Here is a 23505-nt window from a genome sequence, read left to right as displayed (position 1 = left end):
CGTTTCCCCCCGTCAATCAAAATCGTCTTGCCCAAGATCGGCATACAGGCCGCGTTTACGGATATAGCCGAGCACGGACTCGCTCGTAAGATAGCGCACGCTCATGCCGCGGGCAACCCGCTTGCGAATGTTGGTCGAGCTAATCGCCAGCGCCGGAATCTGAATATAGCGCACATCGAAGGGTAGCCCCGATTCCTTAATCCTCGACCGGGCCGTATCGATGTCAAAGCCGGGGCGTGTCGCAGCGATAAAGGTTGCCAGTTCGGCAATCTCGTGAGCATTGTGCCAGGTCACAATATCGATAATCGCATCGGCACCCGTGATAAAGTAAAGCTTCACCTGTGACGGGTAAAACTCGCGAAGGGCACGCAGCGTATCGGCTGTATAGGTGACACCGGCACGATCGATCTCGAAGCGGCTTGCCAAAAAGGCCGGGTTCGCGGCAGTCGCGAGGACCGTCATGGCATAACGGTCCTCAGCAGGCGTCACCGGTTTGTCGAGCTTAAAGGCAGGAGAGCCGGCCGGCATAAAAAGCACGGCGTCCAAGTCGAGCGACTCGCGAGCCTGCTCGGCGGTAACCAAGTGCCCGTAATGAATCGGGTCAAAGGTGCCGCCCATAATGCCAAGCCGAAACTCGTGCCCATCCTTGATGGGCAGCTCAGGCAATCCGATTCCACCGCGCAGCGACATGGCTTACTCGCCCTCCGGGGTCTCAATAACGTCGACATCGGTAGCGCCTTCGGAGCCCTCGGTGACATGAGCCACGTCCGCATCCTCGGCCGCTACGTCAATAACCTCAACGCCAGCATCCTCGAGCTCGTCCTCGAACTCCAAGAAGTCCTCGGCGCCCTCAAAGTCAAAGGCGCGCTGGCAAATGCGAACCTCGTCGCCCGCACGGCAGCCGGCCTTCTCGAGCGCGTCGTCGACACCCATGCGCGCAAACTTATGCTGCAGGTAGATGACAGCTTCCTCGTTTTCCCAGTCGGTTTGGATGACCATGCGTTCGATCGCGCGACCAACCACGCGGAAAGCACCGGGCTCTTCCTCAACAATGCGGAAGCGCTTCTCGCGCTGCAGACGGCGACGCTCCCACTCCTCATCGCGCAAATCGACCGGCTCATCGGAAACCGCAAGCTCCGCGCGGAGCTTAGCCACCTGCTCGCCCACGGCAAGCATCAGGGTGTTGAGGCCGGCACCCGTAACGGCGGAAACGGCAAAAAACATGTGGCCGTCGTCGAGCGCCGCGCGCTTAAGGTCGGCAATCTTGTCAGCCGTGCCCGGCGCATCGCACTTGTTGGCGACGACGATCTGCGGGCGCTCCGAGAGCTCGGCACCATACTGCTCGAGCTCACGGTTAATGATGTGATAGTCCTCAACCGGATCGCGATCCTCAAAACCGCCCGTCATATCGACAACGTGCATGATCAAAGCAGTGCGCTCAATATGGCGCAGGAACTGGTGACCCAGGCCCTTGCCTTCACTCGCACCCTCGATGAGTCCGGGGACGTCGGCAACGACGTAAGAATATTCGCCGGCACGCACCATGCCCAGATTGGGCACGAGCGTGGTAAACGGGTAGTCGGCGATCTTAGGACGGGCGGCACTCATACGCGCGATGAGCGAGGACTTGCCCACCGAGGGAAAGCCCACGAGCGCGGCATCGGCCATAAGCTTCATCTCGAGCTCGATCCAGTGCTCCTCGGCAGGCTCACCCAGCTGGGCAAACGCGGGCGCGCGGCGCACCGACGTCACAAAGTGGGTGTTGCCCAGACCGCCGGCCCCACCGGGCGCCACGACAACGCGCTCGCCGTCGTGCACCAGGTCGGCAATCTCGAACATCGGGGTCTGCGTCTCGGGATCGAGCTCGCGGACTACGGTGCCCATGGGAACTTTCAAAATCAGGTCCTCGCCGCTCTTGCCATTGCGACGGGCGCCCTGGCCGTGCGTGCCGCGCTCGGCACGGAAGTGATGCTTAAAGCGGTAATCGATCAGCGAGGACAGCTGAGCATCGGCCTGGATGACGACATTGCCGCCACGACCGCCGTCGCCGCCATCGGGGCCGCCCTTGGGAACAAATGCCTCGCGCCTAAACGACATGCATCCGGCTCCGCCGTCGCCGCCGCAAACGTTAATGCGGCTGATATCGGTGAACTGTGACAACAGAATCGCCTCCTACAAAAAAGAGGGAGACCCTTGAATCCTAAAACTCAAGTGCCTCCCACATATGTGCTCTATGAAGGGTGAATTACGCGTTCGCGAGCGGGCGCACGCTGACCCTGTGCTTGATACCCTTGTGGAACTCAACGGTACCGTCGACCAGCGCGAACAGCGTGTCGTCCTTGCCACGGCCAACGTTCGCACCCGGGTGGATGTGCGTGCCATGCTGACGGACGAGAATCGTGCCCGTGGTTACCGTCTGGCCGGCGAAGCGCTTCGTGCCAAGGCGCTGACCGCGGGAGTCACGGCCATTACGGGAGGAACCGAGTCCTTTTTTGTGTGCCATTGTGTATACCTACTCTTTCGTTACGAGTGTAATCTACTCGGCGACGGGAGCCTCGGCAACAGCCTCAGCCTCTGCCTTGACAGCCTTCTTGGCGCGGGAGGTAGCCTGAACCTTCACGATCTTCAGCTTGGTGAGCTGCTGACGGTGACCCTTCAGACGACGATAGCGCTTACGCTTGTGGAACTTGAAGACCAGCTGTTTCTCGCCCTTGAACTGCTCAACGATCTGAGCGGTAACCTTGGCCTTGGCCAGCTTGTCGGGATCGGTGACGATCTTCTTACCATCGTTGAGGAAGATGACCGGCAGGGTGACCTTGTCGCCCTCATTGCCCTCGATCTTCTCGACGGTGATGACATCGTCGGTGGCGACCTTGTACTGCTTGCCGCCCGTGTTAACGATTGCGTACATGTTTACTTGCCCTTCATGCATCAGTTAGTGCAACAGCCGAATATAGTAGCAGGCGATAATACCCCCGTCAACGAGTATGTGGAGCAAATCCACAAGTTCGCACAGGTATGGGGCTGACGAGTCGGCCCTCGTCGTCTTCGCATGCTTGATTCTGACGCTCGACATCGTAGGAGCAGATGGTCACGAGGTCTTGCATACCGGTGGAAACAATAGGTGCATCGACGCCCGGGGTCAAGCCCTGCAACAAAACATCAGCAGCAGAAAGCAAAATCTCCGGACGCATGGAGCCCTCGTTGTCGGCATGGGTATCGAGTATGAGCACCAGATGGTCCGGGCGCTCCCCCGCCTTAAGCTCGTAGCCCACGAGCGTATGGTCCAAGTCCAGGCGCTTGCTCTTTTTGCCGCGCGCATAATCGATGCCGTGGGCCGCACGCAACGTGTCAATCGCGGCGCGCACCTCATCGGCGCTCACGGGTGACTCAGGGTCCAGGTGCAGGTCGATGCGGTACGACAGGCGCTTGAGTTGCGCCGTCAGCGCCGGCGTGCGCACGTCGATGTAGGCGGCCTCGATGGGCGCCAAATCGGCCGGAGATGCCGCAGCCAGGCGCCCAAAGGCCTCGTCGAGCGCGACGAACTCGGTCATAAACAGGTCATACCACTCGCAGGTCGACGACGTGCCCACGGGCAGCGCCGAGGAAAAACCCACGCGCATGTGCGGCGAGAAACCCTGCGTGACGGCATAAGGCAGGCCCGCGCGACGCACGATGCGTTCAATGGTATGAATCAGTTCCAGGTGGCCCAGGTACTTGAGACGATCGCGCTTGCCGTAGCGAACGCGCAGCCTAAAGAGCGTGGGGTTGTCGGTCAAGCGCTCACTCATGCGCGATCACCCACCAATACGTTCTTGGCGTGGAGCGTGGGGCAGATTCCGCAGCCGGTGCACGACGCGCGGGTGCAGTCGGGCGTCGTGACACCCTCCAGCGAGCGACGGTACTCGCGCTCGAGGAAGCCGCGCGAGCAACCGGGGCTCACGTGCTCCCAGGGCAGGTGCCAGTCCAGCTCGTAGGGCAGGTGCACGAGCTCGTTGAGGTCGATGCCGTTTTTGGCCGCGGCCTCCTTCCAGTTATCGAGCGAAAAATGCTCCACCCAGGCGTCAAAACGCGAACCGGCACGCCAGGCATCGATGATGACCGGCGTCATGTCGCGGCCTGCACGAGACAGCGCCGCCTCGATAAGCGAGGTCTCGGCATCGTGGTAGTGCACGCGGACCGCACGGTTGCGAACGCTCGTAATGAGGAGCTTCTGGCGGCGTTTGACGTCGTCGTAATCGAGCTGCGGGCACCATTGGAAAGGCGTGGAGGCCTTGGGGATAAACACCGACACCGAGATGGACACCGAGATGGAGCCGCGGCGCGCCTTGGGTACCACGGAGCGGCCGAGCTCCAGCACGTGATCGGCCAGGTTGGCGATGGCCACGATATCCTCATCGCGCTCACCGGGAAGACCCATCATAAAGTAGAGCTTCATGCGGTTCCAGCCGGCCTCGAAGGCCGCCTTGGCCGCGCGGTCCACGTCCTCCTCGGTCACGTTCTTGTTGATGATGTCGCGCATGCGCTGGCTACCGGCCTCGGGGGCAAACGTCAGGCCGCCCTTCTTTTCGCCGGCGACCGACTCGGCCATATCCACGCCAAACGAATCCAGGCGCTGCGAGGGAATGGACACGCGAATGCCCGTATCTTCCAGGCGGCGGTTGAGCCTGCCAAGCACGTCGCGGATGCAGGAGTGGTCGGTGGTCGAAAGCGAGGTGAGCGACACCTCGTCATAGCCGGTCTTTTCCAGGCCCTGGATCACCGAGGACACGATCTGGTCTGCCGAGCGCTCGCGCACCGGGCGATACGTCATGCCGGCCTGGCAAAAACGGCAACCGCGAGCGCAGCCGCGCAGGATCTCGATAGACAGGCGATCGTGAACGAGCTGCGCATAGGGCACGCACGACTGCGACAATGGATTGGTAGCGCCAAAGTCCTCGACGACGCGCTTGTAGACCACCGGCGGGACGTCCTTACCCTCGCGCGGCACGGTGTAGCCGTGCGGTGAGCAGGGTTCGTCATAGCGCACCTCGTACAGCGAGGGCACATAGGTACCGGAGACGGTCGCGAGCCGCTCGACAATCTGGGCGCGCGGGACACCCTCGTCACGCAGGCGGCGATGCAGGTGGCAGATCTCGAGCAGCGACTCCTCACCCTCGCCAATCAGGATGGCATCGAAGAAGGCCGCATACGGCTCGGGGTTATAAACCGAAGGTCCGCCGGCGACGATGATGGGATCGTCCTCGGTGCGGTCGGCCGCCAGCAGCGGAATGCCGGCGAGGTCGAGCGCCTCGAGAAAGTTCGTCACAGCCATCTCGTGCGGCACATGCATACCGACGATATCAAACGAAGCCACGGGCGCTGCGCCCTCGAGCGACAGCAGCGGGATACCGGCCTCGCGCATGGCATCGCCCATATCGGGCCACGGCACATAACCGCGCTCACAGGAGATGCCCTCGGCCTGGTTAAGGATGTTGTACAGGATGGCGATACCCTGGTTGGGCAGGCCGACCTCGTACACGTCCGGGTAAATCATGCAGCAACGATAGTCGGCATCGGCCTTGGAGAGCGTACCCCACTCGTGGTCGATATAGCGACTCGGCTTTTCGACCTTCGCGAGCAGCGGCTCGATCAAATGAAAACAGTCTTGGTATGGAACGCGCAAAAGAAACCCCTAAGCAGCGAGATCGGATGCATCCTCAAAAGGATTCATGGGACGGGTAGCGCCGGCAACCGTGGTCACCAGGTCGCGGACGCGTGAGAACGTGGCGGCAACCACCTCGTTGGCACGGCTGTAGTCAATATCGCGCTCGTAGAGAGACACGAGCGCACGACCCATGCCATAGGTGCCGACGGCGGCGGAGAGTGCCTTGACGGCAAACCCAATATGCGGCGTCTGCTTTACCAGGGCGCGAGTGACGGCGCGCATTACCAAGCCGCCGGCAAGCACGCCCGCGACCTCATAGCCGCGCTCGGGCTTAATGCCGCGCCCAAAGATAGCCGCAAGCTCAAAGAGCATGCCAACCTGCGCCAGCGCCATAACGGGATAATCGGCCCCCGGCAAAAACACCAGCGCGCCCGTCGCCATATTGGTAAGCGCGCACGAGGTGATGATGCGGTTGGCGGCGGCAATGCGCATAAAGGCAAAGTTCGCCGCAAAGGCCGTCTCCTTTTCCGTACGGTCCAGGATCCAGCGGGCGAGTGTCTCGAGCAGATACGTCTTATCGGTGGCCGCTACCACGCCGAGCATGGGCGTGGACTCCTGGATAAAAGGCACCTCGACAGCGGACTCGGCCAGCACGCACACGGGCGCGCCGGCAATGACGAGCTCCTGCACGGCGCTCTCCAGGCGGTCGGAACCGCACGAAAGCACCAGCACCACGTCGGTATCGGTCTTGGGGACGATACGCTCCTCCCCCAGACGCTCAACGCGGACAATGCCCGAGGTCGTCTGCGGCACAAAGGCATCGCGCACCGTCTCGACCAAAAAACGCGAGGCGGTCGAATCCAGGTAGACCGAAACGCGCACCGGCGTATCGGAATCCCTCTTGGTGGTCGCGCCCATTTTAAAAGCGCGGGTCAGCTTTTCCACGGGAATCTTCATGGCAAACCCCTCCAGCGGTTACGCGGCGCCCGAACGATGCCGCCATATGGATTGTACGATACCCACCGTCAACAACTGGATCATCATCGACGACGAACCAAAGCTAATGAACGGCAGCGGAATACCGGTAATCGGCATCATGCCAATGCACATGCCGATGTTCTCGAACGTCTGAAATGCCCACATGCCGACAATACCCACGCATGACAAGCGTAGAAACAGAGACTCGCACTTAAAGGCGACGCGAATCGTCGAGAAGATGAGCAGTACGTACAGGCACAGCAACAAAAAGGAACCGCAGAAGCCGAACGTCTCTGACAAAAAGGCAAAGACGAAGTCGGTATGGAACTCGGGCAGGAAGCCGCCGGCCGACTGCGTCGCATGCCCCAGGCCCTTACCAAAGAAACCGCCCGAGCCGACCGCGATCAACGACTGCTGCAGGTTGTACGCATCGTCCGAATCGGCGTTGTCGGGGTCGATAAAGACCGTCAGACGATTCATCTGGTACTGCTTAATGAGCACATCATGACCGAGCAGCGAATCGAAGACCGAATCGAGCGCCAGGACGAGCGCCACCAAACCCACGAGCAGAGCCAAAGTCGACAGCACCCATTCGCGGCGCGCACCGCTCATGCAGATGACGATGGCGCCCGACACCAGCACGACTAGACCCGAGCCCAAATCGCCCATGGCGACGACGGCCAAAAACGGAACGGACAGCATGCCGCAGAGCTTAATGTAGTCGCGAGCGGTATCGATGCGCCCGTTGTACTGCGAGCCAAGCGTGGCCATAAAGAAGATGGTGATGAGCTTGGCAAGCTCAACGGGCTGGAATGTTAAACCGATACCGGGAATCTTGATCCAACCCGTCATTCCCAAGCCGCCCGTGTAGGACAGACCCGGAATCTTAGGCGAGAAGATCACGATGAGATCGATGACGAGCAGGGCCGTCGAAAAGTTGGAAATGCCGCGCAGGTCGGTGCGCCAGACGAGCACCGCCAGCACCGCGCCAATACCGATACCCAGCAGGTGACGCGAAAACGAGGCGTCGGCTTTAAACTGCGAGGCGGACCAGATAATAATGGCGCCATAGGTGACGAGCGCCACAGTCGCCAACAGCACGCCGACGTGCACCTTTTGGCGAAACGTTCCGCGCGATGCGGAAATCTGCTTGTTGACGCGGTCCAGGCTGCTGCGAGAGCCGGTTTTGGTTGAGCGGAACAGGTCCGCCGGCGAAAAGTCCATCGCAACCTCCTATCGAACCGAGGAATCGCCCGTGGCCGTCGACGTGTCGGGCTCGTCATAAATCGCACCGAGGACATCGCGCACAACGTGCAGCGCGGTATCGGAGCCGCCACCGCCCTGTTCCAAGACAGTGGCGATCACGTACTTGGGGTCATCGGCCGGCGCGTAGGCGCAAAACCACGCGTAATCATCCTCGCCGCTCTTCTCGCCCGTGCCGGACTTGCCGTAGACCGTAGGGGTCAGGGAGTTAAAGTGCGCGGCGGTCGAAGTCGACGCCGAGTAAATCACATCGTGCATACCGTTGCGGACCAGCGCAAGATCGGCATCGTTGTTAATTTGAGCCTCAAGGCGCTTCTTTTTGCCCTTGCCGTTGTACTTGTAGGCATCGCCGTCGCCATCACGCGAGACAGCAGACAAGAACACATGCGGCACATACTGTTTGCCGCCGTTGGCAATACCCATGTAGGCGCAGGCCATCTGCAGCGGTGTCACCAGAATGTCGCCCTGGCCGATGGCGATGTTGGTCATATCGCCGGCATTCCACTTGCGGTCCTCGGCCGAGGCGTCGGTAAAGTACGACTCTTTCCACTCGGCATCGGGAATGCGGCCCGCACCCTCACTCGGCAGGTCGATGCCGCAGGTCTTGCCCAGGCCCCAACGGCGAAAGACCTCTTGCAGGCCTTCGGGATGCTGGTCGTTGTAGAAAAAGGCCTTGCCCATATCGTAGAACACGGGGTCGCAGGAGTTGGCGATACCGGACTGCAGCGTCATCGTGCCGTGGCCGGAGTGCAGCCAGCAGTACTTTCCCCAAGATTTGCCCAAGCCGGTCCAATATCCCGTGCAGTTGGTCGTTTGACTCGAAGTGTACGTGCCAAATTCGAGGCCAGCCAGCGCCGAGAGGGGTTTGATGGTCGAGGCGGACATGTACTGGCCGCTAATGGCGCGGTTGAGCAGCGGATGCGAGCCCTCGTCATCGTTAAGCTCGGTCCACACGTCATTGGAGACGCCGCCGATAAAGACAGAAGGATCAAACTTTGGTTCGCTTGCCATGCCCAAGATCTCGCCGTTGTTGGGGTCGAGGCACACCACGGCTCCGTTGCCGGCATTGCTATGGCCCGTAGTCTTGGCAAGCTCAATGGCATTCGCCAGAGCCGTCTCGCAGGCCTGTTGAATCTTAAGATCGAGCGTAAGCTTAATGTCAGAACCGGCCTTGGCGGGAACGGCGCCGGCTTGACCGATAACGTTACCCGAGGCGTCAACTTTCACGGTCTGCTCACCGCGAATGCCCTGCAGCAGATTTTCGTAGTAAATCTCTACGCCCGCCTGACCCACAATATCGCCCGATTGATACGAGATCTGGCCAGCCGCGCTTTCGTTGCCGTCCGACGACTTCTTGTTCTGCGCCTCGAGCTGCTCGGAGGTAATGGTGCCGGTATAGCCCAAAATATGGCAGGCGGTCTCGCCATACGGGTACTGGCGCTCGGTGCGCTCGGCGATCTTCACGCCGGGAAACTCACCGGCGTGCTCCTGAATGTAGGCGACGGTAGAGCGGCGCACGTCAGTCGCGATCGTATGCAGGCTCTGCGCGCCCTCGGAATTGTCCTGGATGTTGCGCAGCACCGCGACATACGGCATGCCGAGCACGTTGGCAAGATGACGCACCAGCACCTTGTCGTCGGCAAGATCGCGATAGGCGACGACGGCGAGCGAGGGGCGGTTTTGCACCAGTGCGACGCCGTTGCGGTCCAAGATGCGGCCACGCACGGCAGGCGTGGTAACGGTACGGGTCTGATTGCTCTTGGCCTGCTTGTCGTAGTAGTCCGACGAGACCATCTGCATGCCCCACAGCTTAACGGCAAGCGCGGCAAACATGGCACCCACACCCGTGGTGAGGATGGAAAAACGGCCCTTGAAGGCCGTGGCGGCCGTATTGCCCTCGCCCTCGGTGGCGCGCGGGGCCGTTCCGTGCTGTGTGTCGTAGGTAAAGCGGGAGTCGCCGCGGCGCATGATGACCAGCGCGACCACAATGGCCACGACCAGCGCGATACCGGCGACAACAACCGTCAACTGGGAAGACATCTTGAGGCCTCCCCTATTTGAGCTTACGGGTCTTGGGCTTAAAGCGCATACCCGTCTGACGCCCACCGCGCGCGGAGAACCCATAGCCAGACTGCGGAGCGGCGCCGGACATCAAAAACGGAATGGCAATCAAGCCCGTCAGGATCGAGGACGGCAGAGCGTGCCCAAAGATGGCCACCACAAAGCTCGTCTCCAGACCCATAAACAGCAAGATGATGCTGTAGACCACGTTGATGGCAAGCGCAAAGGCGCCCACGGTAATGCCGCGCGCGCCCGGCGAGCCGCCCGTCTGACCAGCCGCGCTGTGCACCAAAGCAAAACTGCCCACGGTCAGCAGCAGCGACATAACGCCCACCGGCACGGCGGCGGAAAGGTCGTAAAACAGACCGCTGCAAAAGCCGCACACGACGGCACGCGTAGGGTCGCTCGAAAACACGGCCAGGCACACCAAAATAATCATAAAGTTGACGCGGCCGCCCGCGATGGAGATTTGCGGTGCCAGTCCCGCCTGCAGCAGCACGCAGACGATAGCGGCGATTGCAAAGGCACGGGAGCCAGTCCCCTGCTCGTGTAGATCCATGGACATGCCTCCCTATTCGCTCGATCCAGAATCGGACGCTTCGGCCGTGTCGGAATCATCATCCGATTTCTCGTCCTTAGACTGAGTCGCAGCATCGCGCGACGAGCCCTGCGGGGCACTATTGGCCGAGCTCACATCATCGTCCGAAGCCGACTGCTCGTCGGTGAGCGAGGTAATGACGAGCACTTCCTCGTTATTTTCGGCCGTGGTCTGCGCACGCACCACAATGGTGTAGTACACGTCGTTAGCCGACTTCTCGACCGAAGACACGGTGCCAAGCGGCAGTCCCTTGGGGAACACGCCACCGATGCCCGAGGTCACGATGATATCGCCAACCTTAACATCGGAGTCGACGCTCACGTACTCAAGACGCAGCGTGCCATCGGGCTGGCCCTGTAGCATGCCTTGTGCGCGCGTGTCCTGCACCATGGCGGACACACCAGAGTTCTCGTCGCCAATCAGGCGCACGGTCGATGTCTTGGCCGAAACCTCGATAATCTGGCCGATGACGCCGGCCGAGCTCGTCACGGGCATGTTGATGGTAAGCCCGTCGGCAGAACCCTTATCGATGGTGACGGTCGACGTCCAGGCGTCACCCGAGGCTCCGACAATACGAGCCGCAGTGGACTTGAGGTTATAGGTCGACTGCAGGCCCACAAGACCCTCAAGGCGCTCAGCGGTCTTTTGGGCCTCGGAAAGCTCCGCGACCTTGGAAGTGAGGACCTCGTTTTGCTTTTTAAGGTCGTCGAGCGACTCCTGCGAAGCGGTGAGGTTGGAGAAAACGTTGCCGATGGCATTGAATGGCGCCGCCACCGCCGAGCCAACAAAACGCACCGGAGAGGTGATTGTCGTGACGCCCGAACGCACGGCATGTATCGGCCCGGCCTCGCCCTCTCGAATGTAAAACGTGAGCAGCAACACAGAAATCAGGCTGAAAACAATCAACGGGCGCATACCCGTTGATTGTCGTTTGGTATTCAGATTTGAAGAGAAACCCGAAGATCGTGCCAAATGGAATCCACCTTTTGGAAATTAAGCATTGGTCTGGACGAAACCGCCATCAAACGCGTTGGCCTCGAGCACGCGGGCGCAACCGTTTACGACGTTGTCGAGCGCCGTGGGGCTCACGTTGACCGAAACGCCTGTCTCATCGCGCAAGCGGACGTCGAGGCCGCGCAGCAGCGCACCGCCGCCGGTCAACAGAATGCCGTAGTACATAAGGTCCGAGGCAAGATCGGGCGGCGTGGCGTCGAGTGCGTCCTTGACGGCCTTGGCCATCTCGTCGAGCGGCTTATTGAGCGCACGACGAATCTCCTCGCTCTCGATGCGCACGGTCTTGGGCAGGCCCGTGATCACGTCGCGGCCATTGACCTCGACGTCGAGCTCGTCCTTGAGCGGCACGGCAGAGCCGACCTTAATCTTAATGTCCTCGGCCGTGCGCTCGCCGATGGCCAAATTGTAGGCATCGCGAACATGCGTGAGGATAGCCTGATCGAACTCGTCGCCGGCAATGCGGATGGACTGCGACACGACGATACCGCCCATGGCGATAACGGCAACCTCGGTGGTGCCGCCACCGATATCGATGACCATGGAGCCAGTCGGCTCCTCGACAGGCAAGTCAGCACCGATGGCGGCAGCCATGGGCTCCTCGATCAGATAGGCCTGGCGAGCGCCAGCCTGAATCGTAGCCTCGAACACGGCGCGCTTCTCGACCGACGTGACACCGGAGGGAACGCATACGACGACGCGCGGACGAGGGGTCCACGGATAGCGCTTCTCGGAAGCCTTATCGATAAAGTAGCGAAGCATGGCCTCGGTGACATCGAAGTCGGCGATAACGCCATCCTTGAGAGGACGCACGGCCACAATGTTGCCGGGCGTACGGCCAAGCATACGCTTGGCCTCGATACCGACTGCAAGAATGCGCTCATCGTTTTTGTCGATGGCGACGACGGAAGGCTCGCGAATGACGATGCCCTTGCCGCGCACAGAGACAAGCGTATTGGCGGTGCCGAGGTCGATGGCTAGATCGCCCGCATAGCTACCGAAGAACATGTCCATCAAAGAAAACAACGCAACTCCTGATGTGTTGGATGATTGCTGGAAAACTACTAGCCCATCATACTAGCGCAAGCCCGGCACCTCACTTGCGGTGAAGCACCGGGCAGCGCCAAATCTCATAAGGTCACTACTGGTTGTCAGCGGCCGAGAAATCGATGTCGAGCGAAGATACCGCCCAGCCGATATGGTTATCGGTGCGCACGAATTTGACGGTATATTCCTGCTCGCCGCCCTTGGACAGCGAAGCCTTCACCTTCGCGGTGGTCTCGGTCATGGACTGATCCATGCCCTCGATGGAGACGGTGGCGCCCTGCGGGATCGAGGAGATAATCATCGCCTTGGCGTCCTCGGACAGGCTCGAGGCCAGGCAGGACTCGGCCTTAGCGGTATCACCGTCGCCAGCAGCCTGGAACAGATCGGTGATGACGGACTCCTGCGAGGGAATACCCATGCCGCGCGTGTAGGCAAAGCCCAAACCGCCCGCGGCAAGAACAATCAGCAGAAGCAAAACCAGGAAGACCTTGAGGCCCGTATGGCGATGGCGACGACGGACCTTGGCCTGCTTGCGGTCCTGACGATCCTGCTGGACCATCTCGGACTCGGACAGCGTAAAGAAGCCCGTGTCGGAGGGATCGGGCATAAACTGGCCAGTGGCACCCGTGGGATCGAGCGAATCGACAGCAGTCGTATCCATGGCGGGCGCCGGGGCCGTGGCCATGGCGGTCTGGGCCGAAAGCGCGGCAAGTGAATCGTGCACGCGGGCAAGCTCATCGGCCTGCTCGGGCGTGAGCTGATAGATGCCGTCGGCGGTGGCGGCATTAAAGGCATCGAGCGCCTCGGAAGGACGACCCGCGGCAGAAAGCGCCTCACCCATACCCGCGTTAAGCGCACGCGTGTCATCGCGCGGACCGGCAAAGTCGATGGCCGTGCGATAGGTCTCCACGGCGTCCGCCGGTCGGCCAAGTTTGATGAAGCAGCGGCCGAGTTCGCCAAGGGCGGCCGCGGGGGCTGGATTGGCGCCATCGATTGCGGCCTGGCGGAAGGCAGTGCCTGCATTGGCGAAATCGCCCGACTGGAACAGCGCGTTGCCAAGACCCAGATAGGCCTTAAACGGCGTGGCATAGGAAGCATCCTGCGTTGCGGCGGAGAACGCCTGGGCTGCGGTCACATAGTCACCCACGGCAGCGAGCGCCTTGCCGCGGTTGGTGAGCAGCGCGCCGCGCTTTCCATAGGTGCCGTCGTTGAGGGCAGCCGCGTACGCCTCGGCAGCCTCGGCATACATACCCAGGTGCATCAGAGCGTTGCCACGCAGATGGTCGGCCTCGCCCATGATCTCGCTGGGGGTCTTTGCCGCACCGAGCATCTGAGCGGCTGCAGAAAAGTCGCCCGCACGATAAGCGGCTCGACCCTGTTGAATCAGCTGGCTATTCAAGGAAGTCCCCTTTTACTCGTGAACGATCTCGACATGGACGATCTCGTCGCCGGCACGCAGCTGCGAAATCACGTCGAGGCCCTCGACCGTGGTGCCAAAGACGGTGTAACCGGAATCCAGATTGTGCTGGGCTCCCAGGCAGAAGTAGAACTGGGAGCCCGCGGAATCGGGATCCATGGAACGTGCCATGGCAAGCGCACCGTCCACATGGCTGTTGCGCGGGTTGGTGGCAAACTCTCCCTTGATGCAGTAGCCGGGGCCACCGGTGCCGGGCATACCGTCGGGGCCCTCAAGGCCGGCGGCGACGTCAGCGCCGGACATATCGCGGGTATTGGGGTCGCCGCCCTGGATCACAAAGCCGGGCACATAGCGGTGAAACTTAAGGCCGTCATAAAAGCCCATGGTGGAAAGCTCGCAGAAGTTCGCCACATGGATGGGAGCGCCCTCGCCGTCAAATTTGACCTTGATCGTACCCTTCGACGTCTCGATGATCGCACACTCATCACCAGCGAGCTGGTACTCGGGCGTATAAAGCTCTTTCTTAAAACCAAACATGTGGTTCCTTCCTCGTGCGTTTAAAGCATATTTGTACGAATTGTAGCAATAAGCACGGGCTTCCATCAATTGCGCACGCAGGTTATGCCGTCGGAGGGCAACAAATTACGAACGCGGCTGCGGCTTCCAGGCGCTCACATTGGCATCGTACTGGTTAAGGGCGCTGTTGCCGCCCTGTGCGATGGGCGCCAAGATTTCACTCTGGCGTGCGCTCAGCGACTCGCCATCGGGAATGGACAGCGAGATATCCCAGCTCTGGCAGATCATGTCGACGCGCTCGTACATCCACTCGGCAAGCTGTTTGAGGTGCTCGATATCCTCTGCGTAGACGGTATCATCTTGCACCTTAAGGTTGTTGAGCTCGTCTTGGGTCTTTTTGATCTGGTCGCGCAGGGCATAAGCGCTCTGCGACAGCTCCTGACGCGTGGAGAGCGGCGTGCGCAGGTACCCGCTGTTAAACGAGTCGACAACCTCGCCGATCTGATCATCGTCGCCATACGACACGATGGTCTGATACAGACCGTCGAGCTTGGTATAGAGCTGGTCGTCGGAAAGGACGGTCTCCTCCTGGACCACCTCGGCGGTATCGTCGGACTTGGTCTCTTCCTCGGTAGCCTCGCCCTTCTGGCGCGAGGGGAACGTCGTCTTGGCGGCCTGGCCAAACTGGTCGTAAAAGCCCGGCATAACGCCCATGGGGTCCGACGTCACAAACCAATAGGCACTGCCGCACACGGCAGCGAGCAACACGATGACGATGAGCGGCTTGGGAATACGGCGCTTGTGCTTGTGGTAGGCATCCTCGTCAGGATGCACCTTGCGCTTGGGTTTTTGATTTTTGGACTGAGCGTCGTCACGAAGGGACACCGGCAGCGGGATATCGACCTTGGGAATGCCAAAATCCCTGTCGAAAGCCGGCAGCACGCAGGTCTCATTGGGATCGGCGGCATCGGAAAGTACCGCGGCGGCAGAGGCCGGCGCATGGGGCACCTCGGTATCGATCTGCTCCTGCGTCAGGCGGGGAAAACCAGCCGTGCGCCCAGCAGCCAGGTCGGATGCTGCCGCATCCTCGGATAGAATGCCCGGGGCAGGGCGCCCGCACTTGGAACAGGTACGGTCATGAGGCGACAGACGGGCACCGCAGCCTTCGCAGAACACAAACTCGGTGTGCTCGGGGCCATCGCCCGGGCCAACATAGGTATTGCAATAGGGGCAGAACGAGGAGCCGTCCTCTATGGTCTTGAGACAATGCGGGCAAATCACGGCAGCCTCTTTTCGGAATCATTCGAACAATCGAGGTTAGAGCATAACATCGCTACGCCCCTAAAGGCACAGGGCACCAATTCAACATCGCAGGGTAGCTAATTTGGGACGGGGCTTTTTTAGCTGCCCTGGCCGCCAATCGGCCAAATAGATCGCGTCATCAGCCGGGTAGCTAAAAAAGCCCCGTCCCAAATTAGCTACCCTGTGAGGTGCGGTTACTTTTTCTTCTTGCTCGGCATCGAAACCTTAATGCCCTGCGCGGACTTGGTCACGCGCGAGCGCTTGGCGCCCGCGCCCTTCTTTTTCTTGGGCTGGGTCTTTTCCACGCCCTCGAGCGCGCGGGCTTCGGCCTCACGGGTCGTACGCTCCTCGCGGCGCTGCGCCATGTCGGCGGCGACGCGCTTGGCAAAACGCTCGGCCGTCGAGCCCGTCGAGCTCACCTTGCCGCCACCGCGGCCCAAGCGAACGCGCACGCCGCGGCCAAAACCAGTGGCGGCATGGCGGCGACGCGGCTTAAGCGAATCCATCATCGTGGCGAGTTTAAAAAACACGCTGCAAGTAAAGACCACAATCACCAGAAGGATAATTGCCTCGCCCATCGACAAGTTAGCGATAGACAGCAGCTCGGGGAATCCGATAACGCCCACCAAGATGCCGACGACGACAAATACAAAGAGCACCACGCGCAAGGGTGTGAGCGGCTGCGAGATACGCCAGATCAGGCTCACGCTTGCCGCACACGACGTGAGAAGGCACATCGTCGACAGCGTGAGCTGGCTAAAGCCAAACACGCGCGCCACAAAGATGTCGAGCGCCGCGGCCAAAATGACTGCAACCGACGCCGGCAGCGCGCGCTTGAGCACGTTGGTCAAGAATGACCCCTTCACGCGGGCATTGTTGGGCTCAAGGCCCAGCACAAAGCCCGGCGCGCCGATGCAGAAGAAGTTAATGAGCGTCATCTGGATAGGCTCAAAGGGATACGGCGGCAGCGCGATGCATAGTGCCGCCAGGCCCATCGAGAACAGCGTCTTGGTCAGGAACAGCGAGGCCGAACGCTGCAGGTTGTTGATAGAACGACGGCCCTCGGCCACCACGGCAGGCATCGAAGCAAAATCGTTATCGACCAGCACGATTTCGGCCACGTTGCGTGCGGCGTCGGAACCGGCGGCCATGGCCACGGAGCAGTCGGCCTCTTTGAGTGCCAGCACATCGTTGACGCCGTCGCCCGTCATGGCAACGGTATGGCCACGACGCTTGAGCGCCTGCACGAGCTCGCGCTTCTGCTGCGGGGTCACGCGGCCAAAGACGTGATAGCGGTCCACCGCCGCATCAATCTTGGACGGCGTATCGAGCGTCGTGGCGTCCACATAAGCGTCCGCCCCCGGCACGCCCACCACGCGCGCGATCGACGACACCGTACGAGGGTCGTCGCCACTGATCACGTTAAGGGTCACGCCCTGCTCGTTAAAGTAGCCGATGGTCTCGGCGGCCGAAGTGCGAATCTCATCGCGAATGGTCACAAAGCCCACGGGCTCGGCCTCGCCCACCATATCGCCATCGGGCGTAAAGCCGTCCACACGGGCCACCACAAGTACGCGGCAGGTGTCGGCAAGCTCGGCCACACGATTTTCGACCTGCGCAAAGATACGCTCCGAAAGCACAAATTGCGCCGCGCCCATCACATAGGAGCCCTGCGCAAACGAGGCACCGCTCCACTTTTTGGAGGACGAAAACGGAATGACCGACAGCGGCTCGGACACCTCGACCGGGCGGTCGGCGTAGTAGTTGAGCAGCGCCTGGCAGGTCTCATTGGCATCGGCCGAGGTCGCGCGCGCGACATTGGCAAGCGCAAAATCGAGCACGGTAGTATCGACGGGGACAGGCGCCTCGTCCGGGTCCAAGCTCACGCCCTCAACGGGCAACGGATAGGTGCCCTCGACCTCCATGCGACCCGACGTGATGGTGCCTGTCTTGTCCAGGCACAGCACGTCGACGCGCGCGAGCGTCTCGATGCAATAGAGCTGTTGCGCGAGTACCTTGCGGCGCGCCAGGCGCACCGTGGCGATGGCAAGCACCGACGAGGTCAGCAGCACCAGGCCCTGCGGAATCATGCCCAAAAGAGCGCCCACCGTGGACAGCAGCGCCGACGAAGGCACGCGACCGGCCAGCAGCTCGGAAAAGCACCACGAAAGCGCGCTATCGCCCGGCGTACCGGCGGCATCCCATAGCCCGCTCACACTCGAGGCAAACAAGGCCAGACCGAGCGGAATCATGATGACGCTCGCAAAGCGCACGATGGCGTTGAGCGCGTTCATGATCTCGGAATTGACCTTTTTGACGTACTTGGCCTCGTTGTTGATCTTGGCCACATAGTTATCCGCACCAACATGGACCACGCGGGCACGCAACAGGCCCGAGTCTATAAAGCTGCCGCTCATGAGCTCGGAACCGGGCTGTTTCTTAATAAGGTCGCTCTCGCCCGTCAGCAGACTTTCGTTAACGAGCGCCTCGCCCGATACCACCACGGCGTCGGCAGGTATCTGGTCGCCGCGCCCAAGACGAATGATGTCGTCGAGCACGATCTGGTCCAAGTCGAGCTCCACCTCGGCACCATCGCGCACCGCGATGGCCTTCTTAGAGGTCAGCAGTGTGAGCTTATCGACCATCTTTTTGGAGCGCATGGACTGGATGACGCCAATGGCGGTATTGAGGAACACCACGAACAGGAACGTCAGGTTCTTAAACGATCCGGTCATAATGACCAAAATCGCTAAAATCACGTTGATCAGATTGAACAGCGTGCAGAGATTTTCGATGATAAGCTCACGAACCGATTTGGTCTTGAGCTCCATGTTGCGGTTGATCTTGCCGGCGGCAATGCGCTCCTCGACCTCGGCGGTCGAAAGTCCGCGCTCGATATCCGTCGTTGCCATACCACGTCCCATCACGTCGCATCGGTATAAGAAAACCGCCCGGACCATACGAGGTTCGGACGGCCTTGCTCCCTATGGTGCCCCATGTTGGATTCGAACCAACGGCCTTCTGCTCCGGAGGCAGACGCTCTAATCCCCTGAGCTAATAGGGCCAACGGTTGGCATTATACCCAAGTGCGCCACGAGCTAACAACATAATAGAAAAAGCTCTGCAATTACGTGGGAGACGAAGCGCAACGGCTCACTTTAGGACGCAAAAGTGAAATAATTAGTATAAACTCTCATGCACCATATGATACGGCTCGCACTGCGGGCCGTTTTTGCAAGGGTTATCCATCGAGGTGAGAGGCACACCATGATTGCAATTTTAAAGCAGAGCGCCAGCGATGAAGCCATCGGCCACATCGTCAGCTGGATTGAGAAGAAGGGTCTCAAAACCGACGTGTCGCGCGGCGAGAACGAGACCATCATCGGCCTGGTGGGCGATACGACCAAGATCGACCCGTTCCTGCTCGAGTCCATGGACGTCGTCGAGCGTGTGCAGCGCGTCTCCGAGCCGTTCAAGCGTGCCAACCGCAAGTTTCACCCCGAAGACTCCGTCATCGACTGCGGCCACGGCATCAAGATCGGCGGCGACCAGTTCCAGGTCATCGCCGGACCCTGCTCCGTCGAGGGCGAAAACCTCATTCGCATCGCACGCCGCGTAAAGGCCGCCGGCGCCACCATGCTGCGAGGAGGTGCCTACAAGCCCCGCACCTCCCCTTACGCCTACCAGGGCATGGGCCCCGCCGGCCTGGACCTGCTATGCGAGGCATCGGCCGAGCTCGACATGCCGATCGTCACCGAGATCATGGACCCGCGCGACGTGCAGGTCTTCTTGGATAAGAAGATTGACGTCATGCAGATTGGCGCCCGCAACGCGCAGAACTTCCCCCTGCTCAAGGAGGTCGGCAAGACCCAGACCCCGATTCTGCTCAAGCGCGGCATGTCCGGCACGATCGACGAGCTGCTCATGGCTGCCGAGTACATCATGAGCGAGGGCAACGACAACGTTATCCTGTGCGAGCGCGGCATTCGCACCTTCGAGACCCGCACCCGCAACACCTTCGACCTTAACGCCGTGCCGGTGCTGCACCACCTGTCGCACCTGCCCGTCGTGGCCGACCCCAGCCACGCCACCGGCTACACCCGCTACGTTGAACCCATGGCGCTCGCCGCGACCGCCTGCGGCGCCAACGGTCTGGAGATCGAAGTCCACGACGAGCCCAGCCGCGCATGGTCCGACGGCGCCCAGGCCCTCACCCCCGACCAGTTCGACGACACCATGCGCCGTATCCGCGCCATCCGCGAGGTCGTCTGCCAAGAGACCATGGAGTAGCACATGGGTACGGTGAGAAACGCGCGAGTTAACCAGGGCGGCCCCAAATGCGCCGGCATTGTGGGCCTGGGTCTGATCGGCGGCAGCTTTGCCCGCGGCTATGCGCAGGCGGGCGTCCGCGTGCTGGCCTGGGACCCCGACGATGACGTCATGACGGCCGCCAGCATGGGCACCGTCGCCGGCGAGCTCAACGACGAGACGCTCGGCGAGTGCGACATCATCGTGCTGGCCTGTTACCCCGAGGCCTGCATCGAGTGGCTCGAGGCGCACGCCCAGGCACTCGCCGACGCCACCGATACCGAGGCCATCATGGGACCCGTGGTGATTGACACCGTGGGCGTGAAGGGCATCGTGTGCGAGCGTGCCTTTGAGCTCGCCCGCGAGTACGGGTTTTACTTTGTGGGCGCGCACCCCATGGCGGGCACCCAGTACTCGGGCTACGCTCACTCCCGTGCCGACCTGTTCCAGGGCGCGCCACTCGTGCTCGTGCCGCCCGTGGTGGACGATGCGCTCAAACTGGAGCTTTTAGGCCAGGTGCGCGAGATGGTGCGCCCCTTAGGGTTTGGCAAGTTCAGCGTGACCACCGCCGCCGCGCACGACCGCGTGATCGCCTTTACGAGCCAGCTCGCGCACGTCGTCTCAAACGCCTACGTCAAAAGCCCGACTGCCCAGGTTCACCACGGTTTTTCGGCCGGTAGCTACCGCGACCTTACCCGCGTGGCGCACCTCAACCCGCAAATGTGGTCCGAGCTCATGATTGACGACGCCGACGCACTTGCCTTTGAGATCGACCACCTGATCGACTCGCTTAGCGCCTACAGCCGTGCGCTCAAGGACCGCGACCAGCGTTATCTTGAGAATCTCCTTGCCGAGGGCGACCGCATCAAGCGCGCGCTCGACGACGAGGCCACCCACTAGACCACCTATCACGCCAGGCCGAAAGGACCAAAGCTTATGGCGATTACCATCGATATCGACACCGCACGCCCCTACCAGGTGCACGTCGGCACGTTTTTGCTGGAGCAGGCGGGCCCGCTCGTCCGCGCCACCGCCGGCGGATCGCGCGCCGTCATTGTGACAGACACCAACGTGGGCCCGCTCTACCAGATGCCCGTTAAGCAGAGCCTGGAGGCTGCGGGCTATACGGTGAGTGTCTGCACCTTCGAGGCCGGCGAGGCCCACAAGCGCGCCGAGACCTACATCAACATCTTGGAGTTTGTGGCCGAGCACGAGCTCTCGCGCTCCGACGTGATCGTGGCACTCGGCGGCGGCGTTGTAGGCGACGTGGCTGGCTTTGTGGCCGCCACCTACATGCGCGGCTGCAAGTTTGTGCAGATCCCCACGAGCCTGCTCGCCATGGTTGATTCGTCGGTGGGCGGCAAGACGGCCATCGACCTGGCCGCCGGCAAAAACCTCGCCGGAGCCTTTTGGCAGCCGAGTGTTGTTATTGCCGACGTGGGGTGTCTCGCCACCCTCACGCCCGAGCAGTTCGCCGACGGCTGCGGAGAGGTCGTCAAACACGCCGTGATCGCCGACCCCGAGCTTTTCACCGAGTTGGAGAAGACCCCGCTCACACTGGAGCTCCTCAACCGCGACGTGGCCCGCGTGGCGCTCATCATCGCCCGCAATATCGACATCAAGCGCGCCGTGGTTGTCGCCGATGAGCGCGAGACCAACCAGCGCAAGCTGCTCAACTTTGGACACAGCGCTGGACACGCTGTCGAGGCCTGCGAGCACTTTGAGCTGGGACATGGCAACTGCGTGTCGATCGGCATGGGCATCATCACGCGCGCCGCAGCCCTGCACGGCATTTGCGACGCCGAGCTGCCCGGCCGCATCGAGGAGCTCTGCGCCCGCCACGGTCTCAAAACCCGCTGCGAGCTTTCCGCCGACGCCATCTTTGCCGAGGCACTGCACGACAAAAAACGAGCCGGTGACACCATCGACTTGGTAATTCCGCACGGCATTGGCCGCTGCAGCATCGACCGCACGCCGCTTTCCGCCTTTCATGATTTAATTGCCGAGGGCCTCGGCCAGAAGGGAGACGCCTCCGCATGCTAGCCCGCATCACTCCGTCCCCACTCAAGGGCACCGTCCCCGCCATCGCATCCAAGTCGATGGCGCACCGCCTGATCATCTGCGCCGCCCTTGCCAACGGTGAGACACATGTGACCTGCAACACCACCTGCGCCGATATCGAGGCCACGGTGCGCTGCCTCACGGCGCTCGGCGCCCGCATCGAGACCGTCGAGGATGGCTTCCAGGTCCATCCCACTATGAAGAGTATTGAGTTTGGCCTGCTCAAAGCACTTGCCGGCGGCACGCTCGACTGCGGCGAGAGCGGCTCCACGCTCCGCTTTATGCTGCCCGTCGCCTGCGCGCTGGGGGCAGAGGCAACCTTTGTGGGCCAGGGCCGTCTGGGCGCACGCCCCCTCTCCCCGCTCTCCGACGAGATCATCGCCGCCGGCTGCGACCTGCAGGGCCTGGGCGGCTTTCCGCTCAAGACGAGCGGCCGCATGCGCCCGGGCACATTTATCCTGCCGGGCAATGTGAGCTCACAGTACATCTCCGGTCTACTGTTGGCAGCCCCGCTGCTGGCCCAGCCCTCCTGCGTGCAGGTGACCGGCCTTATCGAGAGCCGCCCCTATATCAACCTGACGATCCAGGCCATGAAGGCCTTCGGCGTCGAGGTCAACGTCGAGCGCATCCCCGCTAAGAATGGCAAGCCCGAGGTCACAAACTTCCGCGTAAGCAGCGGCTCGTACCGCACGCCCGGCAGCGTGGCTGTCGAGGGCGACTGGTCCAACGCCGCCTTTTGGCTGTGCGCCGGCGCCATCGGCTCCGACCCCATCACCGTGGAGGGCGTGTCGCTGAGCTCCGCCCAGGGCGACCGCAACGTGCTTGCCGCGCTCTCGCGCTTTGGCGCCCGCATCGTGCGCTCCACCAACGCCGCCACCGTGCAGTCCGATAAGCTCGCAGGCTTTGAGATGAGCGCGCACGACATCCCCGACCTGGTGCCCGTTATCTCTGCCGTGGCATCGCTGGCACAGGGCCGCACGTTCATCCGCGATTGTGCCCGCCTGCGCATCAAAGAATCCGACCGTCTTGCCACTACCACCCGCGAGCTCACCGCGCTGGGCGCGCAGGTGCGCATTGCCGGCGACGATCTCATCATCAAGGGTGTCGACGCCTTTACCGGCGGCGAGGTCGATTCGCACAACGACCACCGCATCGCCATGATGGCCGCTATCGCCGCGAGCCGTGCCACCGGCGAGGTCGTAATTCACGGCGCCGAGGCCGTCAATAAGTCCTATCCCGATTTCTTTGACCACTACCGCCTGCTGGGCGGCAAGGTCAAGCTCGAGGAGGAGTAGC

At 61.5% G+C, this 23505-nt stretch carries 20 protein-coding genes and 1 tRNA gene; 4 read left to right on the top strand and 17 right to left on the bottom strand.

Annotated features, from left to right (window positions below; genetic code table 11):
• Positions 1–12: 12 nt before the first annotated feature.
• The 17 genes from nadD to ACTQXO_RS00125 all read right to left on the bottom strand — a co-directional run bounded on the left by nadD (position 13) and on the right by ACTQXO_RS00125 (position 18904).
• Positions 13–690: a nicotinate-nucleotide adenylyltransferase gene (gene nadD, locus ACTQXO_RS00205; RefSeq protein WP_441031122.1), complete on the bottom strand. Its 678-nt coding sequence runs from the start codon at positions 688–690 to the stop codon at positions 13–15.
• 3 nt (positions 691–693) lie between these two features.
• A complete protein-coding gene (gene obgE / locus ACTQXO_RS00200) occupies positions 694–2160 on the bottom strand; it encodes a GTPase ObgE (protein WP_441031125.1) in 1467 nt (488 codons plus the stop codon).
• A gap of 85 nt (positions 2161–2245) precedes the next feature.
• A complete protein-coding gene (gene rpmA, locus ACTQXO_RS00195; protein ID WP_154516202.1) occupies positions 2246–2503 on the bottom strand; it encodes a 50S ribosomal protein L27 in 258 nt (85 codons plus the stop codon).
• 33 nt (positions 2504–2536) lie between these two features.
• The gene (gene rplU / locus ACTQXO_RS00190; protein WP_035138585.1) at positions 2537–2911 is read right to left on the bottom strand and encodes a 50S ribosomal protein L21; all 375 of its coding nucleotides are present in this window, start codon (positions 2909–2911) and stop codon (positions 2537–2539) included.
• Between the two features lie 67 nt (positions 2912–2978).
• Positions 2979–3791, bottom strand: coding sequence for a TIGR03936 family radical SAM-associated protein (locus ACTQXO_RS00185; protein WP_441031130.1), 813 nt, complete (start codon positions 3789–3791; stop codon positions 2979–2981).
• On the bottom strand, positions 3788–5665 hold the full coding sequence (locus ACTQXO_RS00180) for a TIGR03960 family B12-binding radical SAM protein (protein WP_441031133.1): 1878 nt from the start codon (positions 5663–5665) through the stop codon (positions 3788–3790). Before ACTQXO_RS00180 ends, ACTQXO_RS00185 begins: the two co-directional genes overlap by 4 nt.
• 9 nt (positions 5666–5674) lie before the next feature.
• Positions 5675–6604 carry a YcjF family protein gene (locus ACTQXO_RS00175; RefSeq protein WP_441031136.1) on the bottom strand — a complete coding sequence of 310 codons (930 nt, stop codon included), beginning with the start codon at positions 6602–6604 and terminating at the stop codon, positions 5675–5677.
• Between the two features lie 18 nt (positions 6605–6622).
• Positions 6623–7849, bottom strand: a complete 1227-nt coding sequence (locus ACTQXO_RS00170; RefSeq protein WP_154516190.1) for an FtsW/RodA/SpoVE family cell cycle protein — start codon at positions 7847–7849, stop codon at positions 6623–6625.
• 9 nt (positions 7850–7858) lie between these two features.
• Complete coding sequence (gene mrdA / locus ACTQXO_RS00165; RefSeq protein WP_441545351.1) at positions 7859–9928, bottom strand: penicillin-binding protein 2; 2070 nt, start codon at positions 9926–9928, stop codon at positions 7859–7861.
• Positions 9929–9941: 13 nt separating this feature from the next.
• On the bottom strand, positions 9942–10508 hold the full coding sequence (locus tag ACTQXO_RS00160) for a rod shape-determining protein MreD (protein WP_441545350.1): 567 nt from the start codon (positions 10506–10508) through the stop codon (positions 9942–9944).
• Positions 10509–10520: 12 nt separating this feature from the next.
• Positions 10521–11462: a rod shape-determining protein MreC gene (mreC, locus tag ACTQXO_RS00155; RefSeq protein ID WP_154516181.1), complete on the bottom strand. Its 942-nt coding sequence runs from the start codon at positions 11460–11462 to the stop codon at positions 10521–10523.
• Between the two features lie 78 nt (positions 11463–11540).
• A complete protein-coding gene (locus ACTQXO_RS00150; RefSeq protein ID WP_006236061.1) occupies positions 11541–12572 on the bottom strand; it encodes a rod shape-determining protein in 1032 nt (343 codons plus the stop codon).
• 127 nt (positions 12573–12699) lie between these two features.
• Positions 12700–14004, bottom strand: a complete 1305-nt coding sequence (locus tag ACTQXO_RS00145) for a tetratricopeptide repeat protein (protein WP_441545349.1) — start codon at positions 14002–14004, stop codon at positions 12700–12702.
• Between the two features lie 12 nt (positions 14005–14016).
• A complete protein-coding gene (locus ACTQXO_RS00140; protein WP_154516178.1) occupies positions 14017–14559 on the bottom strand; it encodes a peptidylprolyl isomerase in 543 nt (180 codons plus the stop codon).
• 105 nt (positions 14560–14664) lie between these two features.
• The gene (locus tag ACTQXO_RS00135; RefSeq protein WP_441545348.1) at positions 14665–15819 is read right to left on the bottom strand and encodes a double zinc ribbon domain-containing protein; all 1155 of its coding nucleotides are present in this window, start codon (positions 15817–15819) and stop codon (positions 14665–14667) included.
• 215 nt (positions 15820–16034) lie between these two features.
• Positions 16035–18752 carry an HAD-IC family P-type ATPase gene (locus tag ACTQXO_RS00130; protein WP_441545347.1) on the bottom strand — a complete coding sequence of 906 codons (2718 nt, stop codon included), beginning with the start codon at positions 18750–18752 and terminating at the stop codon, positions 16035–16037.
• A gap of 75 nt (positions 18753–18827) precedes the next feature.
• Positions 18828–18904: transfer RNA gene (locus ACTQXO_RS00125), tRNA-Arg, on the bottom strand.
• 203 nt (positions 18905–19107) lie between these two features.
• Between ACTQXO_RS00125 and aroF the strand changes: the two genes are divergently transcribed.
• The 4 genes from aroF to aroA are packed head-to-tail and all read left to right on the top strand — an operon-like array spanning position 19108 to position 23504.
• Positions 19108–20130 (top strand): 3-deoxy-7-phosphoheptulonate synthase, encoded by a 1023-nt coding sequence (gene aroF / locus ACTQXO_RS00120; protein ID WP_427794404.1) that lies wholly within the window; start codon positions 19108–19110, stop codon positions 20128–20130.
• Positions 20131–20133: 3 nt separating this feature from the next.
• The gene (locus ACTQXO_RS00115) at positions 20134–21048 is read left to right on the top strand and encodes a prephenate dehydrogenase (RefSeq protein ID WP_441545346.1); all 915 of its coding nucleotides are present in this window, start codon (positions 20134–20136) and stop codon (positions 21046–21048) included.
• A 36-nt stretch (positions 21049–21084) separates the two neighbouring features.
• Positions 21085–22191: a 3-dehydroquinate synthase gene (gene aroB, locus ACTQXO_RS00110; protein ID WP_441545345.1), complete on the top strand. Its 1107-nt coding sequence runs from the start codon at positions 21085–21087 to the stop codon at positions 22189–22191.
• Entirely contained in the window at positions 22185–23504 is a 1320-nt protein-coding gene (gene aroA, locus ACTQXO_RS00105; protein ID WP_441545344.1) for a 3-phosphoshikimate 1-carboxyvinyltransferase, read from the top strand. The genes aroB and aroA overlap by 7 nt, the downstream gene beginning before the upstream one ends.
• The last annotated feature ends 1 nt before the right edge of the window (position 23505 follow it).

The sequence above is a fragment of the Collinsella sp. LCP19S3_D5 genome, from assembly GCF_052121415.1.
Classification (GTDB): domain Bacteria; phylum Actinomycetota; class Coriobacteriia; order Coriobacteriales; family Coriobacteriaceae; genus Collinsella.
The sequence above is the reverse complement of the archived record's forward strand: the minus strand, read 5'-3'. Positions and strand labels throughout refer to the sequence as shown.